The following is a 12,340-nucleotide window of genomic DNA, read 5'->3' on the forward strand; positions in this document are numbered from 1 at the left end:
CCCTTATGCTGGAGGTCATGACCGACACCAACCACGACCTGGGCAGCGACGCTCGGACGACGGCCGAGAAGAACGTACGCGACCTTGAAGCCGGGGTCCACACCGACCTCAAGGAGTCGATGACGTACGGGTCGTATCTCGACCTCGACCGTCTCCTCAATGCCCAGCACCCCGTCAGCAGCCCCGAGCACCACGACGAACTGCTCTTCATCATCCAGCACCAGACCACGGAACTGTGGTTCCGGCTCGTCATCCACGAACTGCTCGATGCCCGCCGGCTCATCGCTGTCGATGAGCTGCAGACCGCGCTCAAGCGCATCGCGCGCGTCAAACACATTCAGAAGACCCTCACCGAGCAGTGGTCCGTCCTGGCAACGCTGACGCCGAGCGAATACGTCGGTTTCCGCGACCAGCTCGGCCGGGCCTCCGGCTTCCAGTCCTGGCAGTACCGGGCCGTGGAATTTCTGCTCGGCAACAAGAACCGGGCCATGCTCCCGGTCTTCGACGGAGAACCCGAGGCGCGTGCGGCGCTGGAGCAGTACCTCGAGGAACCGAGCATCTACGACGAGTTCCTCGCCTGCCTGGCCCGCCGCGGACTTCCTGTGCCGCAACGGCTCCTCGAGCGGGACAAGTCCGTCGCCCACACCTTCGATGAGGAACTCTGCGGCGTCTTCCGCATCATCTATGAGAACCCGCAGAAGTATTGGCAGGAGTACGAGAGCTGCGAAGAGCTCGTCGACCTCGAGGAGAACTTCCAACTCTGGCGTTACCGGCATATGCGCACTGTGCTGCGGATCATCGGCATGAAACGCGGAACCGGCGGTTCGAGCGGAGTCGGATTCCTGCAGAAGGCGCTCGATCTGACGTTCTTCCCCGAACTCTTCGATATCCGCACCGGCATCGAGAACGGACCCGGCATCGGCGACAGGGGAGTCTGATTCTCCCTCCGTCCCAGCGCGAGGGTGCGTTGCGCATAGGCCCGCAGCATGCAGGACTGTCGGCAAGTCAGCCGAGCAGGAGGTCCCTCACCTGCGCGAAGTACGGAGAATCGGGGTCGATGACATCGGCATGGTTCGCCCCCGCCAGCTCGGTCAGAGCGGCAGGAAAGACACGAGAGAATTCCACGTCGACGGTGGCATCGGCATCCCCATGGATCGAATGCACATCGACTCGTGCCGGGATGAGCGCCGCCCGTGACCTGGGGTCGTGGCGCAGGTAGGCTTCCAGATCGTACTCGGGGCGCGCGCCCATATAGTCGAGGACCGCTCCATCGCCGAGGTGGCCCTCGACTTCCCGGAACAGATCGGTCACCGGCGCCAGAGGACGCAGGCGGATACGCGATCCCTGTGCGGGCAGGTGCGATGCCCAGGCGAGGACGAGGCAGCCGCCGGCCGAATGGCCCGAGACGACCAGATTCTGCCTTGCCTGTTCGCTGACACCCCAGTGCGGCAGTTCTGCGCACACCGAATCGATGGCCGCGGTGACATCGTCGAGCAGGAGCGGCTGACCGCCGAGCCTTCGGTATTCGACGGATGCGACGAGCACTCCCGTCTCGGCCAGGGCTCGGGCCAGAGGTCGAGCATGAGCAAGATCGGTGCGCGGCCGGAAGTAGCCGCCGTGGACGAAGATCACCGTCGCCGAGGCGGCGGCCGGGTCACCATAGACCTCGACGAACTGCTCGGGGGCGTTCCCGTAGGTGTGCCGGAACGTCGGAACCGCCTTGGCGCCGGCGGCAGAGAGCTCGGGAATCCGCACGGACTCGACGCTCATCCTTCGGAGCTGCGAGGCTCGTCCGCCTCACCGGCGTCGGTCTGGCCGGCAGCACTGGCATTGCCGGTCTCGCCGGCTTCACGCGCACGGTCGACTTCGCGAGAGCGTTCGACGAGGTCGCGGACGCGAGTGAGCTGCGACAGCTTCGGGTCAAGGGCGTCACCCGAGGACTGCCCGCGCAGTCGGCGACCGACCCACGGGGCCAGGTACTCGCGGGCCCACCGCGACTCCTCGCTCATCACTTCGCGGATCGCCCGCGTCGGACGAGCAGGAACCCCGAAGCCCTTGGTCGGCAGCGAGCGACCGCTCTCCAGCGTGGCGAGAGCCTGCTCGGCGACGAGGTGGTGTCCTTTCGTCGACAGGTGGATGCGGTCGTCGGCCCACATCTCCGCAGCATAGAGCGAACGCAGCCCCCACAGATCGACCATATGGCAGCCGTGCCGCTGCGCAATCGACCACAGATGGGCGTTGTAGATTCCCACGCGAGGACGGACCGCGCGGATGAGCGGGGTGCTGAACTCGGTATCGAAGCCATTGCACATGAGCACCTCGATGCCGGCCTCACGCATGGCGATGACAGCTCGTTCGAACTTCGCGGCCAGGGCATCGATATCGGCCTTCGGGCGCAGGCAGTCATTGCCTCCGGCGCACAGACTCACGAGGTCCGGCTTCATCTCGATCACCTGCGGCACCTGGTCATCGACGATGCGGTCGAGCAGCCGCCCCCGGATGGCCAGATTGGCGTACGACAGGTCCGGGCTGCCCACCGACGATTCGGTGAGCAGGAGCGCGAGCCTGTCGGCCCACCCGCGGTACCGGTTCTCGACGCGCGGGTCGGCATCCATCAGACCCTCACTGAACGAGTCTCCGATGGCGACGTATGAGGCGATCGGCTCAAGCATCAGGGATCCTTCTCTCTTCGGGCGACTCATCCAGACTATACGCCGGGACTGATACGGACCCGTCCGCCCCCATTGCTACCTGACGGCGGCCCAGCAACCTCGCGCGAGGTTGCTGGGCCGCCGTCAGGTAGCAATGGGGAGGGGCGAGGGCGGGAACTCGCCCTGCCTGAGGCTGTCCGCCAAGGCTTCGGACGGCCCCGCGTTCACTCGGCGGAAATGTCGAGTGGCGTAGACTCGACACCGCACCCAGACGTCGCCGCAGACCCCTCGCTAGGAGCAGAATGTATCGGTCAGTCCCGGTTCCCGCCGCCACAGACTTCATCATCACGAACGCGCGGATCGTGCCCGTGGCCGATGCGTCCGGGAACCGTGCCGAGCCGATCGAATCGGGCACGCTGACGGTCAGGGACGGCCGCATCACCGAGGTGACCCCCGGTGCGGTCGGCACGTCCTCCCTCCCAGCGGACATCGAGGTCATCGACGCCGGCGGACGCTGGGTCCTGCCTGGTTTCATCGAAGCCCACGGCCACCTCGGCGTGCACGAGGACGGCGAAGGTTGGTCCGGTGACGATACGAACGAGATGACCGATCCCAACGGCGCGGGTCTGCGCGCGCTCGACAGCATCGACCCCACCGACCTCGGATTCAAGGATGCGCTGCGTGGCGGCGTCACCTCGGCGCTCATCAAACCCGGATCCGGCAATCCCATCGGCGGTCGCACCGCCTTCCTCAAGACCTGGGGGCGGATCGTCGACGAAATGCTCGTGACGCAGGATCTGTCCGTGAAGTCCGCGCTCGGCGAGAACCCGAAACGCGTGTACGGGGAGAAGAAGGTCACCCCGTCGACGAGGATGGGCACCGTCAAGGTCATCCGCGACGCCTTCGTCGAGGCGCGGAACTACCAGGCTGAACGTGCCCACGCGGAGTCCGAGGGCACGCCGTTCGAGCGCAACCTCGTCAAGGAGACCTTGGCCGACGTCCTCGACGGCAAGCTCGCATGGGATCAGCACTGCCACCGCGCCGACGATATCGCCACCGCCATCCGCTTGTCCGAGGAATTCGGATACCGCCTCGTCATCAACCACGGGACCGAAGGCCACAAGATCCCCGACTTCATCGCGGCCAAGGGCATCGACGTCATCCTCGGTCCCCTGATGACCTCCCGGTCGAAGGTCGAACTGCGCGATCGCACCCTGGCCACAGCAGCCTCCCTCGCCGAGGCAGGGGTGCGTATCGCGTTGACCACCGACCATCCGGTCATCCCGATCAACTTCCTCATCCATGAAGCCTCACTGGCCGTGAAGGAAGGCCTCGACCCGGTCGTCGCGATCGAAGCTCTGACGATCAATCCGGCCGCGATCTTCGGCCTCGACGACCGTCTCGGCTCACTGGCCGTGGGACGCGATGCCGATATCGTCATCTGGTCGGGCGATCCGCTCGATCTGGACTCTCGTGCTGAGACCGTCTTCGTCTCCGGCCGTCGCGTCTTCGACTATGACGCCGGATCAGGAACCGCGCACGTCGCCGACCCACTCGGCCCGACACTCATCAGCGAGCCGTGAGCGACAGAGAACTCGAAGACGCCACCACCGCCGAGGTTCGGGTCGAGGATCCGTCCTCGCCGGGTCCTGTCCGTGGTTCGTCCCCGGCCCCGGTCGAGGGCGGCAACCCGGAGGCCGGCTCCCAGGCTCTGCGGGAGCTGCTCGAGCGCACCCGCCTGCAGCGCTTGGCCGAACTGCGGGAATCCTCACTGGAGACCCAGCCCGAGGATGTCGCGAAGGCCGCGGCGGCGAAGGCGGCGAAACCCGGACGCAGCGGCGGCCGGTCGAAGCCGCGCACCGACCACCTCGGTGCGTCTCAGCGCATCGCGCAGAGGGTCGCCCGACGCACCGTCGGCAAACTCGTCTCGGGGACGACGGAGAATACGCAGCCGGTGCCGATCGTCACTGCTCTCAGAGGCACTCCGTACCAGGCGCCGGTGCAGGCGACCGAGCCGAGCGAGGACGAGGCTCGGATGGTCCTCGACCTCGCCGCCGATATCGCGGCGATGATGATGCGTGCCGGTGCCGGCACCAGTGACGTCGAAGTCTCCGTCATCGCCGCCTGCACCGCCTGCGGTCTGGCCACCGTCGAGGTCGACCTGACCTCGAACACCCTCGTCGTCCACTATTCGACCTCCGACGGCCGTCTGATGACGGTGATGCGGGTCAACCGCGGCGAGTCCACGCACTTCGCGAAGCTCGCCTCCGTGCACAAACTCGTCACCGACCTCGTTGACGGACGCTTGGAGTTCCATGAGGCACGCAGCCGTCTCGACGCGATACGGACGCAGCGGCGGCCGTTTCCCGAATGGTTCACCACCGGCGCCTGGGGATTCATGGTCGGTGCCCTCGTCCTGCTGCTCGGGGGCGGACCGGTTGCGATTCCCCTGGGCATCGCGATGGCGATCGTCGTGTTCCAGTTCGGCAGATTCCTCGGACGGAAGACGCACCTGCCGTCGTTCTTCATCACGGCCCTGCAGGCCGCCTCGGCGACTCTCATCGCCACGATCGCCGGTGATCTCGGGATCATCGCCTCACCGCAGTACCTCGTGGCTGCCGGAATCGTTCTGCTGCTGCCGACGCAGTCGCTGTATTCGGCGGTTCAGGATGCGCTGACGAACTTCCCGCTGACCGCCGCCGGGCGGGTGGTCGGGGTGTTCATGACTCTGGCCGGCATCGTCTCCGGAATCGCCCTGGGAATCGTGTGCGGTCAGGCCATCGGACTCAGTCATATCGAAGTGCTCGTGCCGAAGACGAGTCCGCATGTGGTCACGGCGATCCTGTCGATGGTTGCGGCTGCAGTGGTGTCGATGTCCGGTGCTGTGGCGATGTCGGCCAGGCGCCGGTTCATCCTGCCGGCTGCACTGGTCGGACTGGCCTCGCACATCACGATGATGTCGCTGACGCTGCTGCACATCGACAATGTGCTCGCCAGCCTGCTCGCGGCCACCGTCACAGGTTTCCTGTCACGGCCTCTGGCACTGCGGCTGGGTGCGCCGGCGATCGTGCTCATGATTCCCGGCATCTACACGCTGCTGCAGGGGCTGTCGATCTTCACCGCTGTCTATCAGATCGCTTCGGACTCGGAGAACGTCTCCTTCGCTGTGGGCCTGTCCTCACTGTTCACGGCGATCCTGGCGAATGCGGCTCTCGCCGTCGGAGCCGTGCTGGGCAGCTATCTGGCTCTGCCGCTGAAGAACCTCAAGAGCCAGAATTTCAAGAGTCAGAGCTCGGCCGAGGAGAAGGTCGAAGAGGTCCGCAGCGGCGAGACCTCGACCGCAGTCATCGACTCGGTGCAGCCCGCAGGCGCGAAGACTCAGTCGAGTGGGCCCAGCGGACCGGGAGCCGCGGACTCGACCGGAACGGGAGGAACGGGAGTCCAGTCGAGCGGGCTCGGTGGTTCGGGAACCCAGCCGAGTGAGGCCGATGGATCGGGAGCTGCAGACGCGGCCGAGACCGGCCCGATTCAGTCCTGATCCGGCAGGGCCCAATCGATGGGTTCGATGCCCTTCTGGGCGAGCAGTTCGTTCGTGCGTGAGAACGGGCGGGAGCCGAAGAACCCCCGCCGGGCCGACAGCGGTGACGGATGTGCGGATTCGATGATGGCCACCTCGGCGGTACCCGATGTCAGCAGGGGAGCGAGGTTTCGAGCGTCGCGGCCCCAGAGGATGGCGACGAGCGGCTGATCGCGTTCGATCAGCGCGGTGATCGCCCGTTCCGTGATCTCCTCCCACCCCTTGCCGCGGTGGGACGCGGGTTCGCCGGGGGAGACGGTGAGAGCGCGGTTGAGCAGCATAACTCCCTGGCGTGACCAGGCACGCAGATCCCCGTGCTGTGCCGGTGGGATGCCGAGGTCGGACTCGAGCTCCTTGTAGATATTGCCCAGCGACCTCGGCAGGGGGCGGACATCAGGATCGACGGCGAAGGACAGGCCGATGGCGTGGCCCGGCGTCGGGTAGGGGTCCTGCCCGACGATGAGGACCTTGACCTCGGACAGAGGTTCGGCGAAGGCCCGGAAGACGAAGTCCCCGGCGGGCAGGTAGGCGCGGCCGGCGGCGTTCTCGTGGCGGAGGAAGTCGCCCATCGAGTGGATGCGCTCCTCTACTCCGGCCAGGGCATTCGCCCAATCGGGGGACATGATCTCGGTCAGCGGAGGCGTCGACGTCATGGGCACGAGTGTAGCGATGCTCGGCCGTCGAGGTCGCCTCGGCGAGGGACCTGCGCGTATGTGCACGGAGCGCAGATCGGGTGTGCGCGATCGCCTACCGAGCGGGTGTATTGCCCGTCACTGCCACGCGTTATGCTCTGCCTAAGGAGTTCATCGTTGAACGAAAGGACCGAAATGTCGGAATTCCCAGAGGCCAAGAACTGGAAGATGCTCATCGGCGGAGAGTGGGTCGACGCCGCTGACGGCGACACCACCGATGTCATCACCCCGATCGACCGCAACGTCGTCATCGCCAAGGTGCCCAACGGCAAGGAAGCCGACGCCGACCGTGCCGTCAAGGCCGCGCGGAAGGCCTTCCCGGAATGGGCGGCTGTGCCTTTCAAGGAACGCCAGAAAAAGCTTCTGGCCTGCGCCGATGCTCTCGAAGCCGCGTCGGAGGAGCTCGCTCAGCTGACCGCGATCGACACCGGAAACGCGATCCGCACACAGGCTCGTCCGGAGACGATCACGCTGGCCGACCTCTTCCGCTACATGGGCGGTGTCGCCGGTGAGGTCAAGGGCAACACCCTGCCCGCCGGAGACAAGCAGCTCCAGTACACCAAACGCGTGCCATTGGGCGTCGTCGCCGGCATCCTGCCGTGGAACTCGCCGCTGATGATTGCCGCCTTCAAGACCCCGGCGGCGATCGCCGCCGGCAACACGATCGTCCTCAAGTGCGCCGAGGATGCGCCGCTGACGATCCTCAAGATGGCCGAGATCATCGCCGACATCCTGCCCGCCGGCGTGCTCAACGTCGTCACCGGCAAGGGTTCGGTCATCGGCGAGGCCCTCAATGTCCACCCCGACGTCGACAAAGTCTCGTTCACCGGATCGACGAGTGTCGGCCGTCACGTCGCTGAGGTGGCCGGCGGCCGTCTCGCGCATTCGTCGATGGAGCTCGGCGGCAAGAGCCCCAACATCATCTTCCCGGACTCGAACGACGACGACACCCTCGAACAGGTGCTGCTGTCGACCCGCTTCGCCCGCCAGGGTCAGTCGTGCACCATGGGTTCGCGCCTGTTCCTCCACGAGGACATCTACGACGACTTCCTGTCCAAGCTCGTCGACGCGGTGTCGAAGATGAAGGTCGGCGACCCCCGCGATGAGTCGACCGACATCGGCTGCATCATCAACCAGAAGCAGTACGACCAGGTCGCCAGCTACATCGAGATGGGCAAGTCGATGGACGGCGTCGAGATCGCCTACGACGGCTCCGATTCGCTGACGGTCGGCGAACCCGGCTTCTACCACGCGCCCGTGATCTTCTCGAAGGCGAAGAACGACTGGCAGACCAGCCGCGAAGAGATCTTCGGCCCCGTCCTCTCCGTCATCCCGTGGAAGGACATCGACGAGGTCATCGACATGGCCAACGACTCCGACTTCGGCCTCGCGGCCTTCGTCTTCACCAAGGACGTCGACGCGGCCCTGACCATGGCCAACCGGATCGAATCCGGCTGGGTCCAGGTCAACCAGGGCGGCGGCCAGCTGGCCGGCCAGTCCTATGGCGGCATGAAGACCTCCGGCTTCGGACGTGAGGCATCGCTGGAGGGCATGCTCGAGGGCTTCACCCAGATCAAGCAGGTCAACATCCGCATCCGCTGACGGATTTCCTCGCCGAGGCGGCACCGCCTCGTCGAGGTTCGCCCAACTCACCCCGTCGTCACGGCCGCCGAATCGTCAGCCGTGCGGCGGGGTGATGCGGTTGACTTGGGACGATCAGGGACCGGCCTCACAGTCGCGGCGGCGCGCCGGAAATTTCGGTACCGCCGATCGGGCGATAATATAGAAGCACAGACACCTCTCGAAGGAGCACAACCTCTATGCCGCCGAATGACGACACCTCGGAACTGAGCGAGCTTGAGGTGGCCGTTTTGGAGTTCGAGCGGCGGTGGTGGAAATACGGAGGCGCCAAGGATCACGCGATCCGTGAGCGCTTCGACATGTCGGCCACCAGCTACTTCCAGATTCTCAACTCGCTTCTTGACAACCCTGCAGCTCTGGCCAGCGACCCCATGCTGGTCAAGCGCCTTCGCCGAATCCGCAGTACGCGGCAGAGCGAACGCGCCCAAGCCCGCGTCTCGAGGTAGACATGACCGACGAATTCGACGAGATCGAGCCCGGCCGGCGCAGCGGTGCCCATCGACAGGAATCCGCGGCGTCGTCGAACATCGGTGCCATCTCGCTGGTCATCATCCTCGCCCTGGTCGCCGTCCTGCTGGTCGTGGCCGCCATCAACATCATCTTCTCCTCGATGGGCAACCCCGAATCGAAGATCGCCGACCCGCCGGCCTCTGAATCGGCGTCGGCCGAACCCTCGCCGAGCGAGAGCGAAGTCAGCGTCGCGGACGACTCGATCACCGTCGACGTGCTCAACGGCTCCGGAGTCTCCGGCGCCGCGAAGAAGTTCTCCGAAGCTGTCGAAGAGAAGGGCTGGAAGCTCGGCCAGGTCGGCAACTACTCGACGAACCTGACCGACTCGACCGTGTACTACAACGGCGAAGAGAACGCTTCGCAGGCCAAGCTCGTCGCCAAGTCGCTGGGAGTCTCGGCCACGGAAGCCTCTTCGGACTTCGAAGCCGACGTTACCGTCGTCATCTGTTCGGACATCGCCGATCGCGGGCCGGAGTCCAGCGAAGGCGGGGGCTCGGACTGATCCGACGCGATTCGGCTGCGCGGGAGCGCGACTGAGCCGGCGGGATCGGTGCGGCCGTGGCCGGCTGCTGTTCGATCTCGAATAGGCGAGTCAAGATCTGATGAGCTGCTTCGGTAGTGAACGGATCATGTGTGGGCGGGCCGCCTCGGCGAATTCCTGACCGATCGGTCTGATTCTGTTCGCGGTGATCCCCGCTGTGAACTGGGCAGAAACCGTTAGATAACGAATCTATAACAGTGCTCAACCGCTCTAGGTGGGATGCGTGCCTGCGGTAGAGTTGCACCAGCTAGGCAAGCACAGCACCTTGTGTTCTATTCGTGCTTCACCGAGATAATTCTCTAGAGGTCAATGAGAGAAGTCGCGGGGTCAGTTGAGTTTTACTAGCTTCCGTATCTCGGGTGAGGTCATATGATCGCGGCTGCGATGCGGGATTTCAATGGCACTGCACTGTATGGAGAAGTAATGGCACAAGGTACCGTCAAGTGGTTCAATGCTGAAAAGGGCTATGGATTCATCACCCTCGAAGGCGATAGCCAGGACGTGTTCGTTCACTGGAGCGCAATCCAGATGGACGGCTACCGCTCTCTCGAAGAGGGCCAGCAGGTTCAGTTCGAAGTTGGAGAAGGACAAAAGGGTCCTCAGGCGGAGTCCGTCACCCTCCTCTGAGACTGGCTGCTGTCAGCACAGTTTTCTGATCCGCTGCGGCGGGTCGTCGGAATGATCTTCGGACCGACCGGCGCCAATCGCACGGGGGAAGCGCCGAGCAGGCAACTGCTCGGCGCTTTTCAGTGCCCGCGGGGAAAGTCGTTTCGCGCTGGGCCGAACTGCCCTCCGCGCCTTCGCCGCAGGCCGAGAATTCGCGGATCGACTCCGTCCCCGCCCGTCATGGCGGGCAATGAATATTTGCACTCGCATGGGGAGAGTGCTAAATCTAGTACTGGTGAAAACCGATGGGTTCCCACCAGTCGTCTCGAGAGCGTGGTCCATATGTGGAATGGAACATGCGGACACACTCTCTGCCGTCGCGGGCGTTGATGACTGCTCTGGATTCCCACTCCACTCCATCAGGGAGGATCTAAGCCACTATGGCAAAGATGATTGTATTCGACGAAGAAGCTCGTCGAGGACTCGAAGCTGGCCTCAACCAGCTTGCGGACGCGGTCAAGGTGACCCTTGGGCCCCGCGGTCGCAATGTCGTGCTCGAAAAGCAGTGGGGCGCACCGACCATCACCAACGATGGTGTCTCCATTGCCAAGGAGATCGAACTCGAGGACCCCTACGAGAAGATCGGCGCCGAGCTCGTCAAGGAAGTCGCCAAGAAGACTGACGACGTCGCAGGCGACGGAACCACCACCGCTACCGTGCTCGCACAGGCTCTCGTCCGCGAAGGCCTGCGCAACGTGGCAGCCGGTGCTGATCCGCTCAGCCTCAAGCGCGGCATCGAGAAGGCCGTTGAGGCCGTCACGAACGTCCTGCTGAACAACGCCATCGACATCGAGACCAAGGAACAGATCGCCGCTACCGCAGGCATCTCCGCCGGAGATCCCGCAATCGGTGAACTGATCGCCGAGGCCATCGACAAGGTCGGCAAGGAAGGCGTCGTCACCGTCGAGGAGTCCAACACCTTCGGACTCGAGCTCGAACTGACCGAGGGTATGCGCTTCGACAAGGGCTACATCTCCGGTTACTTCGTCACCGACACCGATCGCCAGGAAGCTGTCCTTGAGGATCCCTACATCCTCATCGTCAACTCCAAGATCTCGAACGTGAAGGACCTGCTGCCCGTCCTTGAGAAGGTCCAGCAGTCCAACAAGCCGCTGTTCATCATCGCCGAAGACGTCGAGGGCGAAGCCCTGGCCGTCCTGGTGCTGAACAAGCTCAAGGGCACCTTCAAGTCCGTGGCCGTCAAGGCTCCTGGCTTCGGTGACCGTCGCAAGGCTCAGCTCGCCGACATCGCCATCCTCACCGGTGGCCAGGTCGTGTCCGAGGAAGTCGGGCTCAAGCTCGACAGCGTGACCACCGATCTGCTGGGCACCGCCCGTAAGGTCGTCATCACCAAGGACGAGACCACCATTGTCGAGGGCGCAGGAGATGCCGAGGAGATCGCCGGACGGGTCGCACAGATCCGCGCCGAGATCGAGAATTCGGACTCCGACTACGACCGTGAGAAGCTGCAGGAACGTCTGGCCAAGCTGGCCGGCGGCGTTGCGGTCATCAAGGCCGGAGCCGCCACCGAAGTTGAGCTCAAGGAAACCAAGCACCGCATCGAAGATGCCGTGCGCAACGCCAAGGCTGCTGTGGAAGAGGGAATCGTCGCCGGTGGCGGCGTCTCGCTCATCCAGGCTGGCAAGGCCGCATTCGCCGACCTCGCACTCGAGGGAGACGAGGCCACCGGTGCCAACATCGTCAAGGTTGCCATCGAAGCCCCGCTGAAGCAGATCGCCACGAACGCCGGTCTCGAAGCCGGTGTGGTTGCCGACAAGGTCGCCAACCTCGACTCCGGATTCGGTCTCAACGCCGCAACCGGTGAGTACGAGGACCTGCTGGCCGCCGGCATCAACGACCCGGTCAAGGTGACCCGCTCTGCTCTGCAGAACGCCGCCTCGATCGCCGGTCTGTTCCTCACCACCGAGTCGGTCGTCGCCGACAAGCCCGAAAAGGCCGCCGCAGGTGCAGACGCAGCTGCCGGCATGGACGGCATGGGTGGAATGGGCGGCATGGGCTTCTGACAGTCCCCGCTCTATCGATCGGCCGTGCCGGTGCCCGC

General features: G+C 64.7%; 11 protein-coding genes. 8 read left to right on the top strand and 3 right to left on the bottom strand.

The features are described from left to right. Positions 1-17 precede the first annotated feature (17 nt). The gene (locus tag BLU88_RS05395; RefSeq protein WP_092017204.1) at positions 18-938 is read left to right on the top strand and encodes a tryptophan 2,3-dioxygenase; all 921 of its coding nucleotides are present in this window, start codon (positions 18-20) and stop codon (positions 936-938) included. Positions 939-1,005: 67 nt separating this feature from the next. On the opposite strand, the gene BLU88_RS05400 is transcribed toward BLU88_RS05395, so the two are convergent. Both BLU88_RS05400 and BLU88_RS05405 read right to left on the bottom strand, forming a co-directional pair. After that, positions 1,006-1,770 (bottom strand): alpha/beta hydrolase, encoded by a 765-nt coding sequence (locus BLU88_RS05400; RefSeq protein ID WP_092010879.1) that lies wholly within the window; start codon positions 1,768-1,770, stop codon positions 1,006-1,008. After that, the gene (locus BLU88_RS05405) at positions 1,767-2,672 is read right to left on the bottom strand and encodes an SGNH/GDSL hydrolase family protein (protein WP_092010882.1); all 906 of its coding nucleotides are present in this window, start codon (positions 2,670-2,672) and stop codon (positions 1,767-1,769) included. Before BLU88_RS05405 ends, BLU88_RS05400 begins: the two co-directional genes overlap by 4 nt. Positions 2,673-2,953: 281 nt before the next feature. On the opposite strand from BLU88_RS05405, the gene BLU88_RS05410 reads away from it, so the two are divergent. Then, positions 2,954-4,234 (top strand): amidohydrolase, encoded by a 1,281-nt coding sequence (locus BLU88_RS05410; RefSeq protein ID WP_092010885.1) that lies wholly within the window; start codon positions 2,954-2,956, stop codon positions 4,232-4,234. After that, on the top strand, positions 4,231-6,189 hold the full coding sequence (locus BLU88_RS05415; RefSeq protein WP_092010888.1) for a threonine/serine exporter family protein: 1,959 nt from the start codon (positions 4,231-4,233) through the stop codon (positions 6,187-6,189). The genes BLU88_RS05410 and BLU88_RS05415 overlap by 4 nt, the downstream gene beginning before the upstream one ends. Here the strand turns inward: BLU88_RS05415 and BLU88_RS05420 are convergent. Further along, a complete protein-coding gene (locus BLU88_RS05420; RefSeq protein WP_092010891.1) occupies positions 6,180-6,881 on the bottom strand; it encodes a uracil-DNA glycosylase in 702 nt (233 codons plus the stop codon). The two genes, BLU88_RS05415 and BLU88_RS05420, sit on opposite strands and share 10 nt — an antisense overlap. Positions 6,882-7,055: 174 nt before the next feature. Between BLU88_RS05420 and BLU88_RS05425 the strand changes: the two genes are divergently transcribed. The 5 genes from BLU88_RS05425 to groL all read left to right on the top strand — a co-directional run bounded on the left by BLU88_RS05425 (position 7,056) and on the right by groL (position 12,302). Beyond that, positions 7,056-8,522 (top strand): aldehyde dehydrogenase family protein, encoded by a 1,467-nt coding sequence (locus tag BLU88_RS05425; protein WP_092010894.1) that lies wholly within the window; start codon positions 7,056-7,058, stop codon positions 8,520-8,522. Positions 8,523-8,740: 218 nt separating this feature from the next. Then, a complete protein-coding gene (locus BLU88_RS05430; RefSeq protein ID WP_025780444.1) occupies positions 8,741-9,007 on the top strand; it encodes a DUF3263 domain-containing protein in 267 nt (88 codons plus the stop codon). Between the two features lie 2 nt (positions 9,008-9,009). Then, positions 9,010-9,573 (top strand): LytR C-terminal domain-containing protein, encoded by a 564-nt coding sequence (locus tag BLU88_RS05435; RefSeq protein WP_092010897.1) that lies wholly within the window; start codon positions 9,010-9,012, stop codon positions 9,571-9,573. Between the two features lie 462 nt (positions 9,574-10,035). Continuing rightward, on the top strand, positions 10,036-10,239 hold the full coding sequence (locus tag BLU88_RS05440; RefSeq protein ID WP_092017207.1) for a cold-shock protein: 204 nt from the start codon (positions 10,036-10,038) through the stop codon (positions 10,237-10,239). Between the two features lie 419 nt (positions 10,240-10,658). Continuing rightward, positions 10,659-12,302, top strand: a complete 1,644-nt coding sequence (gene groL / locus BLU88_RS05445) for a chaperonin GroEL (RefSeq protein ID WP_092010899.1) — start codon at positions 10,659-10,661, stop codon at positions 12,300-12,302. Positions 12,303-12,340: the final 38 nt, after the last annotated feature.

It is taken from the genome of Brevibacterium siliguriense (assembly GCF_900105315.1).
GTDB lineage: Bacteria > Actinomycetota > Actinomycetes > Actinomycetales > Brevibacteriaceae > Brevibacterium > Brevibacterium siliguriense.

Excerpts from the sequence above, each read along its gene's own strand:
- BLU88_RS05395 (WP_092017204.1), top strand. The coding sequence starts at position 18 with ATGACCGACACCAACCACGACCTGGGCAGCGACGCTCGGACGACGGCC.
- BLU88_RS05400 (WP_092010879.1), bottom strand. The coding sequence starts at position 1,770 with ATGAGCGTCGAGTCCGTGCGGATTCCCGAGCTCTCTGCCGCCGGCGCC.
- BLU88_RS05405 (WP_092010882.1), bottom strand. The coding sequence starts at position 2,672 with ATGCTTGAGCCGATCGCCTCATACGTCGCCATCGGAGACTCGTTCAGT.
- BLU88_RS05410 (WP_092010885.1), top strand. The coding sequence starts at position 2,954 with ATGTATCGGTCAGTCCCGGTTCCCGCCGCCACAGACTTCATCATCACG.
- BLU88_RS05420 (WP_092010891.1), bottom strand. The coding sequence starts at position 6,881 with ATGACGTCGACGCCTCCGCTGACCGAGATCATGTCCCCCGATTGGGCG.
- BLU88_RS05425 (WP_092010894.1), top strand. The coding sequence starts at position 7,056 with ATGTCGGAATTCCCAGAGGCCAAGAACTGGAAGATGCTCATCGGCGGA.
- BLU88_RS05430 (WP_025780444.1), top strand. The coding sequence starts at position 8,741 with ATGCCGCCGAATGACGACACCTCGGAACTGAGCGAGCTTGAGGTGGCC.
- BLU88_RS05435 (WP_092010897.1), top strand. The coding sequence starts at position 9,010 with ATGACCGACGAATTCGACGAGATCGAGCCCGGCCGGCGCAGCGGTGCC.
- BLU88_RS05440 (WP_092017207.1), top strand. The coding sequence starts at position 10,036 with ATGGCACAAGGTACCGTCAAGTGGTTCAATGCTGAAAAGGGCTATGGA.
- groL (WP_092010899.1), top strand. The coding sequence starts at position 10,659 with ATGGCAAAGATGATTGTATTCGACGAAGAAGCTCGTCGAGGACTCGAA.